At 60.6% G+C, this 15806-nt stretch carries 10 protein-coding genes and 5 pseudogenes; 3 read left to right on the forward strand and 12 right to left on the reverse strand.

Features of this window, described 5'->3' with window-relative positions; all coding sequences use genetic code 11:
- Nucleotides 1–251: 251 nt before the first annotated feature.
- Both ACZ89F_RS22840 and ACZ89F_RS22845 read right to left on the reverse strand, forming a co-directional pair.
- A pseudogene (locus ACZ89F_RS22840) lies at nucleotides 252–906 on the reverse strand (transposase domain-containing protein); the annotation flags it as partial.
- Nucleotides 907–955: 49 nt separating this feature from the next.
- Nucleotides 956–2854 (reverse strand): hypothetical protein, encoded by a 1899-nt coding sequence (locus tag ACZ89F_RS22845; RefSeq protein ID WP_476094354.1) that lies wholly within the window; start codon nucleotides 2852–2854, stop codon nucleotides 956–958.
- 1725 nt (nucleotides 2855–4579) lie between these two features.
- On the opposite strand from ACZ89F_RS22845, the pseudogene ACZ89F_RS22850 reads away from it, so the two are divergent.
- Nucleotides 4580–4633: pseudogene (locus ACZ89F_RS22850) on the forward strand (hypothetical protein); the annotation flags it as partial.
- Nucleotides 4634–4673: 40 nt separating this feature from the next.
- On the forward strand, nucleotides 4674–4835 hold the full coding sequence (locus ACZ89F_RS22855; protein WP_476094355.1) for a hypothetical protein: 162 nt from the start codon (nucleotides 4674–4676) through the stop codon (nucleotides 4833–4835).
- A 188-nt stretch (nucleotides 4836–5023) separates the two neighbouring features.
- Here ACZ89F_RS22855 and ACZ89F_RS22860 read toward each other — a convergent pair.
- The 9 genes and pseudogenes from ACZ89F_RS22860 to tnpA form a co-directional block, all read right to left on the reverse strand.
- Nucleotides 5024–5227, reverse strand: a pseudogene (locus ACZ89F_RS22860) (tyrosine-type recombinase/integrase); the annotation flags it as partial.
- A gap of 151 nt (nucleotides 5228–5378) precedes the next feature.
- Nucleotides 5379–6377, reverse strand: a complete 999-nt coding sequence (locus tag ACZ89F_RS22865; RefSeq protein ID WP_476094356.1) for a site-specific integrase — start codon at nucleotides 6375–6377, stop codon at nucleotides 5379–5381.
- On the reverse strand, nucleotides 6374–7318 hold the full coding sequence (locus ACZ89F_RS22870) for a tyrosine-type recombinase/integrase (RefSeq protein WP_476094357.1): 945 nt from the start codon (nucleotides 7316–7318) through the stop codon (nucleotides 6374–6376). Before ACZ89F_RS22870 ends, ACZ89F_RS22865 begins: the two co-directional genes overlap by 4 nt.
- Nucleotides 7315–8547: a site-specific integrase gene (locus ACZ89F_RS22875; RefSeq protein WP_476094358.1), complete on the reverse strand. Its 1233-nt coding sequence runs from the start codon at nucleotides 8545–8547 to the stop codon at nucleotides 7315–7317. Before ACZ89F_RS22875 ends, ACZ89F_RS22870 begins: the two co-directional genes overlap by 4 nt.
- 56 nt (nucleotides 8548–8603) lie before the next feature.
- Complete coding sequence (locus tag ACZ89F_RS22880) at nucleotides 8604–9467, reverse strand: tyrosine-type recombinase/integrase (protein WP_476094359.1); 864 nt, start codon at nucleotides 9465–9467, stop codon at nucleotides 8604–8606.
- Nucleotides 9464–10396, reverse strand: coding sequence for a tyrosine-type recombinase/integrase (locus tag ACZ89F_RS22885; protein ID WP_476094360.1), 933 nt, complete (start codon nucleotides 10394–10396; stop codon nucleotides 9464–9466). The genes ACZ89F_RS22880 and ACZ89F_RS22885 overlap by 4 nt, the downstream gene beginning before the upstream one ends.
- Nucleotides 10393–11631 carry a site-specific integrase gene (locus tag ACZ89F_RS22890; RefSeq protein WP_476094361.1) on the reverse strand — a complete coding sequence of 413 codons (1239 nt, stop codon included), beginning with the start codon at nucleotides 11629–11631 and terminating at the stop codon, nucleotides 10393–10395. The genes ACZ89F_RS22885 and ACZ89F_RS22890 overlap by 4 nt, the downstream gene beginning before the upstream one ends.
- A gap of 142 nt (nucleotides 11632–11773) precedes the next feature.
- Nucleotides 11774–11890: pseudogene (gene tnpB / locus ACZ89F_RS22895) on the reverse strand (IS66 family insertion sequence element accessory protein TnpB); the annotation flags it as partial.
- The gene (gene tnpA, locus ACZ89F_RS22900) at nucleotides 11887–12318 is read right to left on the reverse strand and encodes an IS66-like element accessory protein TnpA (protein ID WP_476094362.1); all 432 of its coding nucleotides are present in this window, start codon (nucleotides 12316–12318) and stop codon (nucleotides 11887–11889) included. The gene tnpA and the pseudogene tnpB, both read right to left, overlap by 4 nt.
- A gap of 74 nt (nucleotides 12319–12392) precedes the next feature.
- Between tnpA and ACZ89F_RS22905 the strand changes: the two are divergent.
- A pseudogene (locus tag ACZ89F_RS22905) lies at nucleotides 12393–12588 on the forward strand (ISNCY family transposase); the annotation flags it as partial.
- Here the strand turns inward: ACZ89F_RS22905 and ACZ89F_RS22910 are convergent.
- Nucleotides 12584–15550 (reverse strand): Ulp1 family isopeptidase, encoded by a 2967-nt coding sequence (locus ACZ89F_RS22910; protein WP_476094363.1) that lies wholly within the window; start codon nucleotides 15548–15550, stop codon nucleotides 12584–12586. The pseudogene ACZ89F_RS22905 and the gene ACZ89F_RS22910 sit on opposite strands and share 5 nt — an antisense overlap.
- Between the last annotated feature and the right edge of the window lie 256 nt (nucleotides 15551–15806).

Below are 15806 nucleotides of genomic sequence, written 5' to 3' on the forward strand. Positions count from 1 at the left end.
TCACGGGATCCACATCACCAGCCGCAACCCGGCTATCCGCTGGAACCGCGATCTGCTCAGGGCGGTGTTAGCGCTCGCGCCAGCTGCGGCCGAACCCTTGAAACGGCGTCAGCTCCCTGAAATCCTCATCGTCCATGACGAGGAAGTACTAGATCCGCGACAGGCCTCCATTGCAACCAAACACGGTGGCATTTTCTCGACAACCGCAGCACCTCAGCACGCCGGAGATTTTTGTTGAAGATCGGATTCCTTTCAGCCCACCAGGCGGCCCGTCCGACCAGCCGCCGAGCGTGCCACGGTCGAGATGGATGCCATACCCGAGAAGATCTGCAACTGACGATAGAGAGGAAGATGCCAGGCGAACTTGGAGACGACCACATGCGCCACCAGCGCCGTCGTTGCCATGCCCCCGTCCATCACTCGCGCTCGCGCCGACGCCTGGACGACATGGGCCTCGCAGGCCCGGCAGGCGTATTTGGGCCGGATCGTGCGGATCACGCGAAGCAGTGCCGGAACGATATCGAGGGCCTCACTGACATCCTCGCCGATGAGATGGAGGCAGTCCGCAACAGGAGCAGACTGTGCTCTCCGGCTCGATCATTTCCTCCCAGCGCGGCAGATGCTTCGGCAGGGCACCCATCGTGCGCGATGCCGACCGGTGCTTGCGCCGCGGACGATCCTTGTCTTCGGCGGCATCGTCATTGGTCGCGACCGGCACCTCGCAGAGGTCGCCGAGATCGAGCGCGATCTGCGTCGGATCGAGGCGGCCAGCTTCTCGGATTTTGCCCCGAAGATCATCTGCCGAAGCAGATCGGCACAGATGCGCAGCTCCGCGTTCTCGGCTTCAAGAGCCAGAGCGATTCTCTGCAGCTCGGCAGGATCCGATGGCCGGGCCTTGGTGAACAGCCTGCGTCGAAACTTCCGCTTCGGCAACCAGAATGGACGTGCATGGCCACTAAGTGGCCAACAAGGACTTGCAGAACGCAGGGGTGAGCTTGCCGCGGTGGATTACGACGTTGTCGTAACCCTCCCTAGCCCGGGCGTCCTGCCACTGCCGATTATGGCCGCGCTGTTCACCGGATTTGACGTGGCAAGCGGCGAACTCGGTGGTGTCCAGCGTTGCCAACTGCTGCGCATATACCGGTCGTGTAGTATGGATGTGCACCCACATTGGACTCGGCATCGTACGGTTGCGCAGCGCGTTGGGCTGCAGCCTGATCTCGAACAGATTGCTCGGATCTCCTGGCAACGCGCGCGGCTGACCCAGTGCTGTCAACTCCCCGGCCGCCCGCAACTGCTCAAGGTAGTTCTGCGAGGGAAATGAATAGCTCTTCATGCAATCTATAGTCATAGCTGGCTTTTGTTCGTCCCAAGCTTTTGCCAATCCCCGCACTTCGGACAACCTGACCTTGAGCTGAACTGTTTGTCGGTGCACTTCGGCCGTTTTTCCCTCGTGCAGCTTGGAGCGAAGAGAGGCCTCCAACGCTGAGAGGCAGGCCTCCATCCCTTCAGCCTGCGTTTGCAGGCGCTGGACCGCGGCGCCGACGGTGTATTCGGCGTCCTCGGGTTTCATGTGGTGCGCCCGCGAGACCAAACTTTGCTGAGCAGGCAGATCGAACTTCAAAAGTTCCTTCGACCGTGCGATTAGTGACTTGGTGTCCTCCCCCGTCGTTATTTGCAAGACCGCCAAGCGTGCTGCCGCGGACGACGCACTGTTCTGCGCCTCTTCTGCGCTCACGAGCTTCTTCGTGCCTAGCTCCGAGCGCACGAGAACCTTGCCTTTTGGCGCAGGGTCGCTGACGGCCGCAGCGACTTGCGGTTCCGGCCGCCGCACGCCCGAACTACTGGCGCCAGCGGCGCGCTTGCCTTTTGCTTTTCCCTTTTTTCTGGGCGCTGTAGTGCTTTCGGGCACTGTAGTCTTGCCGGCATTTTCGGCTGGTATCGCAGCGCCAGCGACGGCCGGCAGTGCAGTGGCTGGCGGCTTCGGCTGCAGTCCCAGGAAGTCCATGACCTCGTGCGCAATGATCCACGCGTCGTCCACGATCTCGCTCAACAGTTCCAATGGGAGGTCGGCACCTTTTTGGTTATCGTTTAGCTTGGTGTGGATGACCTGCAACGCCGACGCAAATTCCGAAAGCCGCTCCAAGACACCTTGCAAAACAGCGCAGTGATCTGTGTCGAGTGGGCGCCCAGCGCTGCGCAGAACAGCGTCGCCCGTCGAGAGGAATGCCGGAAAAACGTCGCCGATAAACTTACCCATCAGACGCGTTTGCCCGTTCTCACCGAAGAGGATTTCCCTGATGGGTGCTTCGAACGTGCTCGCCTGCGGCTCAATCATAACCCCCGCGAGATGGATCCGAGATTGCAGCTGCAAGAGCTTGGTATTCAGTATCCAGCCGGTGGACAGCCGCAGTGCGGACTCTTCTTCCTGCCGCAACTCGGCCGTTGCACTTGGTAAGCCGGAAGTGGCGACCCAGGCGGATCGCTCCCGTTCGTGGTGCTCTACCTTCTTTCCCCACCAGTCCACGAAGGCCACATGCGCGTTCACCACACCAGGATTCGATCGGCTCGCCTGATCCGGGGTAAGGTTTTTCATAAGTCCTATTAGTCGAAACAATTTTTCGCCAGTCGGTGCGGCGAGACTGCTATATCGCTTCACCATTTCAGACACGATGGAGCGGCAGGTACGCACGTGGTCGTCGTCCACAATGGTCCGCGCTACAGACCGGGGCAGGCTCGCGTAGCATTCCAGAGCTCTTGCGCCCGCATTGACGACCCGATCGACCAGCTCTTGAGCCTCGTCCTGCATGGCCGCATTATAGTAATTGGTCATTTCGGTAAGCAGACTGCCCATTTCTCGCGTTCTTGAGTTGATTTCTTCGCGTGACAAGGAAATGGGGACTGCCACATCCGAAGTTGGCGGCTGGCTGGCGACTGGCGCCAGGGTTTCACCCTCATACATTGAGGGAACACTGCGCCGCCGCGGAGCAATTGCTCGTGGCGCGCTGGCTGCATGCCACGCAGTGTCCAGGGTCCGGTCCAGGCCAACGGAGGGGCCGGACGGCCTCTCGCGCAGGGCATCATCGGCACCGCGTTGCCTTGGAGCGGCAGGAGTGCTTCTGTCTATCGCCGTAGAGCGCATGTTCCACGACGGCATGGAACGAATCGCCGCCTGCCCCCAGGCGCAAGACTTGATTGCGAGCGCGAACTGCTCGCCTCCCCTGCCCTTCCGGCTCTCTTTTCAGTCTGCGATCGTCCAGATCGGCCAATGCCCGTCATATAGCGTCTCCCGTATTTGGCGAGAATGTGTGGTCTATGCTGTTGGGGGCTGATGTCGCTGGGCGTTATCAAGGCTTCGATGAGCGCAGCCGCCCAGATCGCACGTGGCATGACGTCTCAGGACCCAAAGCTTCCTTTCGTCAACCGTCGCGGTCAGCTGGGAGCCACGACGGCCAAAGCGCCTCACTAGCGGCCCAAGATCAGCAGCTTCGTACGCGATCGCAACGCATGGTGGTTGTTTGGCACGCTCGCGTTTTGCCGGCACTGCTCTTCGTCCACTTGCGCCGAACATCGGCTGCCGCCTTGAAACCCCTTCGGCGAGGTTCATCGGGAACGCCCCACAATCTTGGCTTCCTGATTTTTTGCCGCTGCCTCCAACTGATTTGCCTCGCCAGCTTCGCCATGGGCATGTAGTCAGCATCGGACGCGCCAATTCGCTATGCTAGAATTTGTACTGCTATCTTTCCGTTGGCTTCAGGTCGGCTAGCACGACAGGTGTAGATATACCGCTCGGCTGACGACTAGCTGACGGAAGGTTTCGTCCGACACACGACATCCGACATGGCTAAACATTTAACCATTGCTCAAAGCAGGGTTAGGCCTACACCGCCCAGGAAGGCGCGGGTCAAGTCGTCTGGCTTGCGGAGGCGCTGTCACTTCATTCAGGATTACCCGAAGTGACAAAACGCGTGATGCTCGTTTCCATCTTGAGACGGCGCGAGGTGAGGCGACGTATGTGGCATGCAGAGCTTTGGCGCGGACAGACGTCGCCCGTGCTGAGAGGGCTGCCTCTGCTGCCCTCCAAGCTCTGATCAGTTGAATTCACGCGCAATCCGCCAGCGGAACGGCGCCCTTGGATCGCGCCGGATTCGGCGGCGAGGCCGAGTTCTTATGTGGGACGAGAAGGAGGAGCGCCGCCTTGAGCCGACAGGTCGTTCCCGTTCGTCGTCGGAAAAGCGCGAATTTGGTAGTGTGACCTGGGGTGCGGTGATGCGCTCCCGCGTCCAGCTGCTAATGCAAAGTCACCGAGTGGTGTATGCTGACCAGATCATCACTGGCTTCAGCAGCATTTGCGTAAGCGCCAAGCTGACCCCATCTGGCGCGGTTTGAGGTGATGAGCGAGAGATAGTGACACTGAAGGAGCTGAGGAGCTTGCAGTGTCAATTTCTATGTCTGCGCCTATGCCTGATGATAGGAGCTTCCATGTCCTTGAGGCGGTTGCGAACCGGCTGGACGCAAGTCGCAGCGTCCGCGGCGGCGCTGGTCGGCGGAAACGAAGGCACGGCTGGTTGAAGAGTCTCTGAAGCCAGGGGCGAACGTGTCGGCGATCGCGCGCCAGGCTGGACTGGCGAGCTCGCAGCTGTTCGGCTGGCGGCGCAAGGCGATCAAGAGCGGTGCGGTCAGGCGGCAGCGAGATGCGGCTCGGCTTTGTCGAGGTCACGCCGACAGCGTCTGCGTCGGTGGAGATCGAGCTGGGTGGCGTGGTCATTCGCGCCGGTGCCGATATCAATGAGGAGCAGCTGGTGCGGATCATCCGGGCGGTTCGCCAGGCATGATCCCGGCCGGCGTGAAGGTGTTGGTCGCCAGTCATCCCGTCGATTTTAGAAAAGGTCCCGACGGCCTTCTGGCACTGGTGCGCGATGCCGGCTCGGATCCGTTCTTATGCGTCGGGCGAGATTATGTGGCGGAGCCGCCCTGACCCCTTTCGGGCCGGCCAAACCCAGCTTGCCTCCGCCACATAACATCAGATGGAGTTCAGCAGTTGCAGAACGGAGTCATTTGGCCGGAAACGCACGCCGTGATCGCCGGTGACGCCCGCCTTCTCGAGTCCATTGCGCATCATCTCGACATCCGCTGCGGCATAGCGGTGGGTCGTGGCGACCTGTGCGTGCCCGAGCCAGGCTTGGATCGTCAAAAGATCCACGCCGGACTGGAGAAGCTTCATGGCGAGGGAGTGCCTCCTATGTCTTGATCGATATAGGAGACACTATCTACCCCGCCCGACTATGTCGAGTAGCTTTGACCGCAACAGTAAGTGTCTGAAGAATAGAGATATTTCCTGCAGAAACGCACGGGCCACCCGACATAGTCAGCTCAATCTACAGGCTGTTCAAGAAGCCCAACAAATTGTCGCCGGGCCGGAAGCGGGATGATTTGCCGGAATATTGGGACGTCTTTGCCAACGCCGCCTCCTTCATCGCCAACGTCGCCTCGAGATAGATCTGTGTGGTCGCGACCGATTCATGGCCGAGCCACAGAGCGATGACGGCGCGATCGACGCCCGCCTGCAGGAGGTCCATGGCCATCGTGTGCCTCAAACGATGAACAGTGACGCGCTTTCGATTCAGCGACGCGCAAATGGCAGAAGCGGTCTGGCGGTGTTTGTTCAGCATATACTGAACGCCATGAACGCTCAGCCGCTCACCTCTGGCGCTGGGAAACAAGATACTCTCTTCTCCGCGCTGAGGCTCTTTCAGCCAGCTTCTCAAGACTGCGGTCGTAGACTTGGCGAACGGGGTGCAGCGTTCCTTGCGCCCTTTGCCAATGACGCGCAGGTGGGCGCCCGTGCCGAAGAACAGATCGTCGCGCTTGAGGCCCGTGATCTCCGATAGCCGCAATCCGGTCTGCACGGCGACCAGCAGGAACGCATGATCGCGTCGCCCGGACCAGGTCGATCGATCCGGTGCGGCCAGCAAGGCATCGACCTCAGGGCGGGTCAGGAAATTAACGAGGGTTCGAGTGAAGCGCTTACTGGGGATTGCAAGCACGCGTTGGATTTGGGCGGAATGCTCCGGTACCTCGAATGCCGCGTAGCGAAAGAAAGAATGAATTGCCGTGAGGCGCAAGTTGCGGCTGCGGATGCTGATACCCTGATGGTTCTCCAGGTCATCAAGGAAGGCAACGATCAACGGCGCATCGACTTCCGCGAAGTTCAGGCGAGACGGCGGCTTATGCAATGTTCGTTCCGCGAACTTCAGCAACTGCCGAAATGTATCACGATAGGAACTGATCGTATGAGGGCTTGCCTGCCGCTGTTGCATCAGGCGTTGGGTGAAAAAGCGCTCCAAAAGCGGCGCCAGGCTGGCATGCTTGATCATGTCCGATCCTCCCAGCGGCACTCAAGGTGGCGCATTGCCTCTTTCATCAGCTCGGGCGAACCGGTGAGGTACCATTGGGTGTCGGCCACGTGGACATGACCGAGATAGGTGGACAAAATGGGCAGCAGCCGCTCGGGATCCTGCTCGGCTTCGTACCAACGCACCAGCGTGTTCGTCGCGAACACATGCCGCATGTCATGCAGGCGCGGGCCGTAGCTGTCGATTGCGCCTCGCAGGCCGATCTGGCGAGACAGAGCATAGAATGTTCGATGAATGTCTCCCACATCAAGGCGGTTGCCCAACTGGGACGTGAACAAATAAGGAGACGCCGCCTGGGCTGCACAATGCTGTCGGCGGCGTTTGAGATAATCCTGGAGCACTGTGCTGGTTGATGCGTGCATCGGCACAAGACGGGATTTGCCGAACTTCGTGCCGCGGATCGTCAGCACCTCGGCATCGAAATCGATGTCCGAGAGCTTGAGGTTGCGGGCTTCGCCGAGGCGCAGGCCGGAAACGCTCAGCAATCCGAACAGGCAATAGTATGTCCATGGCCTGAGCTTACAGCGGGTATATCGGCACGGCATCTCAAGCGCCGCGGACAGGAGGCGCTGGATATCTTCCTTGGAGTAGAGATACGGCCGTGCCCGCTTCGGGCGAAAGGGCAGCAAACCATCCGGAGGAACCTGGGTCCGCGGATCAGCGGCAGCCCGATGACGGGCAAATACGCGGACGTACCCCAGCCGTGTCGCCCAATGCGAAGGCTGCGCATGGGATGGTCGCTGAGCCCAGGCAAGGGCCAGTTCCGTCGTGACATATGGCGTGGCATTAGCCTCCAGGAAGGTGACGAAATCGATCAATCCCCTTTCGGTCTCTCGCAGCTTGAACCCCAGCCCTCGCCGCATCTCGATGTAGTCCTGAACAGCCTGTCGGAGTGTGCTCATTGGGCTTCTCCCGGCCACGGCAACGCCAATGTTCGCAACGCGCTAAGGTTGACCTTGGCGTAAATCGCCGTTGTCTGAACATGACGGTGGCCCAGAACTTCACCGATCTCACCGAGCGAGGCGCCGCCACGCAACATCTCTGAGGCAAGCCCATGTCGGAACTGGTGCGTTCCCTTTGTGGGAGCGTCGATCCCGGCCCTTTTGAGTGAGCGTCGGATGACGGAACCGAGTCCACACTGGCCGGTGAAACCCCGGATCGGGGCCTTGTCGCGCAAAAAGACGCGACGACTGGCATTGCGTGAACGCGACTTCTGCAAGTAGTCGGCAATCGCCTCGCCAACATCCGCCGGCAACGGAAGATCGTTGCGCTGCCCGTTCTTGCCAACCACATGGATCTCTCCGGCTACCCAATCGATATCATCGAGTTCGAGCGTCACCACCTCGCTCGACCGCAATCCCAACCGCGCCAATGCGAGGATCATCGCATAATCGCGGCATCCGATAGGCGTTTGCCGATCGATGCTGGCGAGCAAATGGGTGACCTCATCGCGGCCAATCGCACGAGGAATGGACGACAGTGACCAATTGGCCACGATCGGAACCGCTGCTGCCAAGTCTGACGTGATGTCCCCACGATAACGCACATAGGAGAGAAACGACCGCAGTGCGGTGGTCATGATCTTCGCGCGTCGCATGTTGAGGCGCGAAACCTTCTTTCGTACGAAATCGGTCACGTCGACGGCACGCAATTGTGCGAGCGAGACCTCGCCATCACTGAAGCGGAAGTTGAGAAAATCCCGGACAACTGGCCGGTAATTTATGATCGTTTGACGAGACAGCGCCCGCGCGTGATGCAAATACCGCTCATATGCCTGCACATGTTGTTCTACCGGCGATGGGTTGTGGTCGGCCTTAATCTCTTCGGCGATTGCGTTCTGGCTTCGCAGAAAAGCCAGTAGATGTCGAAGAGCGGCGGTATCTCCAAGCTTTGGCCGCTGCGCTCGATCCAGCAAATAACGCCCAGGATGGTCTCCACTTATGTCGCTTAGCTCAATCCCCTTTTGCCCGAGCCACTTGCTGAAGCCTGCGGCCAGCAGCACCTGGTTCCTCATGGAAACAAGACCGTAGCCTCGATCACCGAGCCATTCGGCAAACGGAACGATATAACTCGCCACCGGGCCCTCTGGCGACCGCGACAACGCAAAATCATCATTGATGAAATACTTCATTGTTTGCTCCCTCTCCAGGCTGGATTGCTGGAAGGGCTACAAACTATCTCTACATGCTATCCTATAAACCCTTGGAATCGTGGGGCATCATCCTGCCTACTCGACATAGTCGGGCGGGGTAGATAGTGCCGGAAGATGTGCGGCGATATGGGCTTGTCGGCCAAGGCCGGCCTGGTAGGCACGGCCTCAGTGGCACGCCGCACGATATGGGTCGCTCCGAAACGAGTCAGGCGCTCGTTGCGGGCGCCGACGAATATCGGTCGCGGCTCGTGATGGGCGATCCCGCGCTCGCTCAACAAGGATGTCAGCGCCCGCGCTAGGTCCTTAGCAATAGGGACGACGCGGTCTCTACGCCCTTTTCCGCGCAGCAGCACTTGTGGGTGCGGCCGCTCCAACTGAAGGTCGTTTGCGTTGACGCCGGTGGCTTCGGAGACCCGGGCGCCGGTCTGTGCCAGGAAGAGCAGAAAAGCTCGGTCGCGCCGACCACGGGGCGTCTTCGGATCGGGCGCCGCAATGAGGGTGTCCACTTCGGCCTTGGTGAGGTGGTGCGTTACCTCGATGTGCGCCCGTTTAATGGGAATCGACAGCACACGTTGGGCCACACCGAAGGACGCCGGGTCGGAGGCAGCGACGTGGTGGAAAAAAGATCGGATCGCGGCCAAGCGGGCGTTGCGCGTGGCGACGCAGTTGTTCCGCTTCTCCTCGAGTTCATCGAGAAAAGCGAGGACGAGGTCTCGATCGAGATCTTCGAGCGCCAACGCCGCCGGCTTCTTCCGCAATCGGGCAGCGGCAAAGAGGATCAGCATGCGCAAGGCGTCCCGATAGCTGGCCACGGTCGCGGGAGTCGCGTTCCGCTGCTTGGTCAGGCGCCGGCGGAAATAGGACTCCAGGAGCGGCGCAAGGAGCAGGTGTTCGCTCATGCTGCGCCTCCATCGAGGGCGGCACGCTCAGCCGCGATGGCCAGGAGCTCCGCCGAGCCCGTGAGGTAGTAGGCCGTGTCGGTGTAACTGGCGTGGCCGAGATATGTGGCCAGCAAAGGCAATAGCGCCTGAACGTCTGCGCGCTGTTGGTGCCAGAGGCTGAGGCGGGTCACGGCAAACCGGTGCCTGAGATCGTGCGGCCTTAACGGCTTACCGCGATTAAAGCCGGCGAGTTTACGGACCTCGGCAAAGCCGTTTTGCAGGCCGGTCGCCGAGAGGCGGTTGCCCCGGGAACTGAGGAAGAAGCCCTGATCCTTGGGTATGGGGAAAGCGGCGTCGCGCTCACGGGCATAGCAACCAAGGGCAGCCTGGGTTGTCGTGTGAACTGGAACGAGACGATCCTTGCGGAACTTTGTCTTCCGAACGAGGAGAACCCCGTTGGTGAGATCAACGTCGGAACGATCAAGCCCGACTACTTCGCCCGATCGCAGCCCTGAACTTGCCAACAATCCGATCAGCGTCGCCATCATCCGCCCTCGCAGAGGGATGCTAGGCGAAATGCGGGCGCATGCGTCAATGAGTGACGTCAACTCAGCCTCGTTGAGAATACGCGGAGGCGGAATCGCTCTGGATCTGGGGAAGGCTCTGCGCTCCAAGCGCTCGGTCCGGGCGTCGTAGACGGCGAGATACTCGTAAAACCGGCGGAGCACGCCATGGCGAATGGCGCGGCTGTTGGCGGCGCCGCTGAACGACAGGACGAAGTCCAGCGCCATCGTCCGGGTTGCGGGCGCATCGAGCTGAGCGCGCCCAACGTACCTCACGAAAGCCCGCAACGTGCCGGCTTGCTTGCTGAAGGCATAGCCGAGGGAGTGGCGTAGCTCGATGTAACACTCGGCCTTCTCGCCGAGGAATCGGGCAAAGGCGGTCATGCCACGCCTCCCGGAAAGGGGAGTGCGACCTCGGCAAGTTGCGAGGTCGCGACCTTTACGTACAGCGCCGTTGTGTTGATGCTGCGGTGTCCTAGGAGATCGGCGACCTCGTTGATCGGCCTTCGCTGCTTGACGAGCTGGGTGGCAAGGCTGTGGCGCAGGAGATGCGCGCCTGCTACCCGCCCGAGCTCAACCCCGCTATGTCGCAACCGCTTCCGCACGATCCTCGAAACAGGCGACGCGCATTTGAACGGTGCCACGGGCGGCGTGAAGGACAGGAACAGATACGGACTATCCACCTTCGGTCGAGCGCGCAGGACGTAGTCGGCGAGTGCGGCGCCAGTCTCCTCGAGCAGCGGCGCCACCCGATCCCGCTTGCCCTTGGTGCGCCGGACAGAAACCTCGCCAGCACGCCAGTCGATATCCTGCAGCTGAATGGCGCGTAGCTCACCGTTGCGAATGCCCGTGGTGGCCAGTAGCAGCAGGACGGCTCGATCGGGGATGTCGACCGGCGTCGTTGCGCCGATCGCATCGATCGCACGCCGAACGTCATCCCATGCAAGGCGCGGCGGCAAATGCGCCAAACGCCAATGAGGCGTCCTTGGGACGACGCGGTCGAGATCCTGGTCATGGTGGCCAGCCCAACATAAAAACTGAAGAAATGTTCGGATGTGAGAAGTCGCTGCCGTGCGGGTGCCGGTGGTCGCCGATAGCGACAGCCGATGCTCGACAGCAGCGAGGACGTGCTCAGCCGTCAACGCCTCCAGGTTTTGACCGGGATGGTGGTGGCGGAACCAATCCAGAAAGCGGCGGCCGCCCAGTAGAACGCCTTCGCGGGTCTTCGGCTCAAGTCCTCGCACCTTGCGCAAATAGTCGGAAAATGAGGTCAGAAGCGGAGCATCCGGATCATCATCTACCCTGGGAGCGGAAGCAATGAAGCGCTCCGGAGCCACTCGCCGTGCATGTCCCAGCGCCGATGCGGCGCCAATGCGCGGAGAATCCGTAGTAAACGTGCATAAATAGCTGTCGACGACATCTTGATGGATCGGCATCCGACCACAGCGCGTTGCGGCAAACTGGCTAAAGCGCGCGATCCGGCTCAGGTAAATCTTGGCGGACGCTCGCTGGTAACCAAGGGCGAAAAAATGCTCCGCGAGGCGATCCATCTCGCCACCGAGTGCACCGCTACGCAGGCGCTTGAGCACCCCACAATAGGAAAAATAGAACTCTAGCATTCTGCCCCTCCGGCGTTGTGGCACCAGGGAAATCCCGCGCCATGAGAGAGGCATGAAATATTATGTGGCGGAGGCAAGCTGGGTTTGGCCGGCCCGAAAGGGGTCAGGGCGGCTCCGCCACATAATCTCGCCCGACGCATAAGAACGGATCGGCGCCCATCGTCTCGCGCACAAGCGCCGCGAGGCCCTCCGCACCCTTGCGGAAGTCCACCGGCTTCGTCGCCACCATGACCTTGACCGCACCCGTCGGCCCGATCACGTCGTCGCCTTTAGCGCTCGGATTACAGCGGCCACCGTCCTGGTGTCGGCGCCACGGCCGACCCGCATAGCGACGCCGCCTATCTCCAGCTCGATCACACCGTCTCGGGCGGCTTTCTGCTTCCGCCGCCGCCTTGCCGCCGGTTCAGGCCTCGGCGCTGCAATCACCGCCGGAACAAACAACGATTCCGGTGCCGGCGCTTCCGCCAACGGCTGACGAGCGGCCCGACGCCAGGCGAACAGCTGCTGCGGGGACAAAGCGTATCGCCGCGCCGCGCTCACGGTCGCGCCGGCTTCGTAGCTTTCCGCCACGATCCGCGCCTTCTCCTCCGGCAGCCATTCGCGCCGCCGACCGGAGCCCGTGAACACCTCGAACCGGCGCGCGGGCTCGTGATCGCTGGATTTAAGCGTAAGCTCTGAAATCGTCATGTGTCGAAGCCCTCAAAGGCTCCGAACATCGTCCTTCACGCCAATCACCGAAAGGTGCCGTCGGGACATCGCTTACGCTGCAGGACCGGCTTGTGAAGGAGATGCGCGCTGCGGCATCAGCACGATGAGGCGGCCATGCCTATGCGGCTGAGTTCATGGCGGACTTCAAGGCGTGCCAAGAAGCGACGCAACCCGAAGGACATGCACCTTCCCTTCGCCGCTCACGACAACCTGGACGGGGCCTGTGCCGCAAAGCAGGTCCGAGTTATATTTTGCGTTGAGGGAACCACGGCGCCTGGGTTGGCTGATGAACACCGTCCGTTCGCGCATGTCGGGTCGAATTAATTCGTGGCGAAGAGGAGGCGGGCTCGTCCTCCAACAGCTGCCGCAGTTCCCCTGGCTCGAATGCCATCATTGGTGGGGAGGCGGGTTCATCATCCAACAGCTGCCGGGGCTCTTCCTCGTGCGGCAAGCGCCCCCTCAGCCGGTCTTGCAGCGCCTGCCGATCGGCGACGAGGTTGTCGAGGGGCAGCGGCTCGCGGTCTGGCCGCTGCCCTTCCACCAATCGTCCAACCAGCGCCCACGTGCCGTCCAGCACAAAGACGCCGCAATCATAATGGTTCGGCTGTCGGGCCATGGGGGCTGGCGCCAAGGTGGCGTTCAGCAGTCCTGCGAGCTGTGTTGCAGGCACGTCGTTGTAACCCTCTCGCTGGCGGGAGTCGTAGTGATAGGCGACCGGTCTTTCCGGCTCGCGGCGATCAACGAGCAGCAGCGACCAATGGGTGCCGAGCCTATCAAGAGTGCCATTGTTCACGGGCAGGAACAGGAAGTCGGCCGGGGCGGTGCTTTGATTATAGATGGACTGCAATGTGTGTTGCGCGGTGTTCGACCCCACATGACGCAGGAGATGGGATACCGACGGATCCACCAGCCGTGTCCGGGCGGCGAGCTCCGGATTGATCCCCTGCAGTTGCCCCTCCAGCAAATGGTAATCCCTCTGGATATGGGCGTCGCTCAGCCACTCGGTGGCGCCGAGCACCGATCCGTTGGCGACCTTGGACGAGGCTGTCGGATCGAACGCCCCGATCTGAGCATCGGAGGAACTGGTCGTTAGCGTCGTCACATCAACCACTGGAAGACCGCGGTAGGTGCCTGGCAGCCTGGCGGTGACTGGCGAGGCGGGTTGGGGAGCTCTTGCCGGTGCCGCTGGCGCAGCTTCACTCATGGGCCCAGGTCGACCGCGATGGATGAGCTGAACCTCATTGGGTTCTCCCGCCCCCGGAACGGCGGCGGACCCTGTCCCTTGCATCATGGACTGCCACTCCGCATCGCGGAGCATCTGCCGCTGCGGACGCACCGGTCCAGAATGAGCATCGTCGCGCAAGTCGGACGGCGTGGGCGCATTCAGATCAACAAAAGACTGAAGACCGCCGTAGGTATCTGAGCGAGCACTGACGGACGGCGCTGGCGCAAAGTGAGCATCGTCGCGTAAGTCGGACGGTGTGGGCGCATTCAGATCAACAAAAGACTGAAGACCGCCGTAGGTATCTGAGCGCGCCCTGACGGACGGCGCTGGCGCAAAGTGAGCATCGTCGCGTAAGTCGGACGGTGTGGGCGCATTCAGATCAACAAAAGACTGAAGACCGCCATAGGTGTCTGAGCGCACTCTGGCAGGCTGCGCTGGCACAAACTGAGCATCGTCGCACAAAACAGGGGAAATATGGCCTTCAGATCCCAACTCTCCGGCGCCCGATTTCCGCAGATGTCCCAGCGCGACTTGGATCGTTGGGCAATCACCGGGATAGAGCTTGACATCATCATCCAGCGTCTTGTGGTTAAGCCGAGCGGCAATGCCCATCTTACCATTTTTCTGTAGGTAATCACTAAAACTTCTAAGAGCAGTTGTGTACCTCAGTGCCTTACCTTTGGCGTCTTTCACATACGGAGTTGCATTGTACAGTATGATGAGGGCTTCGTCCTGGGGATAGGGATTGCGGACAGGGCGACCTGCGATTGGCAGGGGGCCGCCGGCCGCCGCAATCTTGAGATGACGCATGGGCAAATCGAGGGAGGGACCACCCGATCCCAGATACTTCTTCAAATCCTGGTTCAGCGACGGCTCGTCCAGGCGAGTAGCAAAGCCCTGCTTTCCGTTGGCAACGAGCCAACGAGCGAAGTTCAAAAGTGGATTTACATTGAGCTTGATGGTGGTCTCCGGGACCTTACCCTTGCGGAGCGCTTCCTCGAGCACCCCGATAAGGGACGCATCTTTGGAATAAAGAGCATTCTTGTCGCCACCCACGGTAACCAGTGTTGCAGACGGCGTTGCATTGTTCAGTTTGACGAGGGGTTCGTCCCGGGAACGGGGATTCCGGACAGAGCGACCTAAAATTGGCACGCCGCCGGCCTCCGCAGTCTTGAGATGGAGCATCAGCGCTTCGAGGGACGGACCACCCGTTCGCGCGTACTTCTTCAAATCCTCGTTCAGCGACTTCTCGTCAAGGCGAGTAGCAAAGCACTGCTTTCCGTTGGCAACGAGCCAACGAGCGAAGCGCAAAAGAGGATTTACATTGGCGTTGAAGGTGATCTCCGTGACCTTGCCCTTGCGGAGCGCTTTCTCCAGCACCTCGATAAGGGACGCATCTTTGGAATAAAGAGCATTCTTGTCGCCACCCACGGTAACCAGTGTTGAATTTTGGGTCACATTGGTAGGACGCTTGAAGCCGTCAAGATCTGTCTTCGGCGCATCAGGGTTGTTGAGTCGACCCCGCCCGATCTGCGCTTCGTTGCTAGCGGGCCGCAGCCAGGTGGCGGCCTGCATCAGCACGCGAGCGCCTGAATTACCGCTTTCGCTCAGCCCCTGAACGGCGACCTCTTGCGGATTGTTTAGCGTCCTCTGCCTCTTGGCCGGTGCGCCATACTCATCGCCCCGATCCGCGGCACTATCGAAAGGCCGCTCCTCACCGAAACTTTGCACGGGCAAGTAGGCCGTCGGCTCTAACGGTGACCGCGAATTGCCGTTCCTTGTGCGCGAAGTTCTCACACCCATGCGCTCGCCTTGAGAGACATCAACGATCCGCCTAGGGCGGGCACCTGCGGCATTGACAAGTGGCACGTCGCGCAAGTGCTGCTCAAATGCTGCTTGCTCTTGCTTTGGCGGCTGTTGCTGCACGGAGGCGTTGTACGTAGCAGAATATCGCCTGGATGGGTCGACGTTGTTAAAACGGTCCATATGCCCCCCTGGTTGCAGCCGCTTCGCAACTCTGAGCAGGCAGCATTGTTCTCATCCTACTGGGGTTACCTTTCGAGAGGCTGACGCGGCTTGTAACTTTGCAGTGGGCGCGTTGAGCGGCAGTCTGGAGTGCTCTGCGCCAGAAGACGATGCAATGACGGGGGCGAGTCCGCTTTCGAACAAGTCTGAAATGCGGGGATTTCCTGATCGACCAACGGATTTTTGCCGTCGAGCGCCGTTTTCTGCTTTGGGAGGT

It is taken from the genome of Mesorhizobium sp. USDA 3734, assembly GCF_056279665.1.

What these genes read in the sequence shown, in the direction of transcription:
- ACZ89F_RS22890 (WP_476094361.1), bottom strand. Translation starts at nt 11,631, where the DNA reads ATGCTAGAGTTCTATTTTTCCTATTGTGGGGTGCTCAAGCGCCTGCGT.
- ACZ89F_RS22870 (WP_476094357.1), bottom strand. Translation starts at nt 7,318, where the DNA reads ATGAGCACACTCCGACAGGCTGTTCAGGACTACATCGAGATGCGGCGA.
- ACZ89F_RS22845 (WP_476094354.1), bottom strand. Translation starts at nt 2,854, where the DNA reads ATGGGCAGTCTGCTTACCGAAATGACCAATTACTATAATGCGGCCATG.
- ACZ89F_RS22875 (WP_476094358.1), bottom strand. Translation starts at nt 8,547, where the DNA reads ATGAAGTATTTCATCAATGATGATTTTGCGTTGTCGCGGTCGCCAGAG.
- ACZ89F_RS22885 (WP_476094360.1), bottom strand. Translation starts at nt 10,396, where the DNA reads ATGACCGCCTTTGCCCGATTCCTCGGCGAGAAGGCCGAGTGTTACATC.
- ACZ89F_RS22910 (WP_476094363.1), bottom strand. Translation starts at nt 15,550, where the DNA reads ATGGACCGTTTTAACAACGTCGACCCATCCAGGCGATATTCTGCTACG.
- tnpA (WP_476094362.1), bottom strand. Translation starts at nt 12,318, where the DNA reads ATGACGATTTCAGAGCTTACGCTTAAATCCAGCGATCACGAGCCCGCG.
- ACZ89F_RS22880 (WP_476094359.1), bottom strand. Translation starts at nt 9,467, where the DNA reads ATGAGCGAACACCTGCTCCTTGCGCCGCTCCTGGAGTCCTATTTCCGC.
- ACZ89F_RS22865 (WP_476094356.1), bottom strand. Translation starts at nt 6,377, where the DNA reads ATGATCAAGCATGCCAGCCTGGCGCCGCTTTTGGAGCGCTTTTTCACC.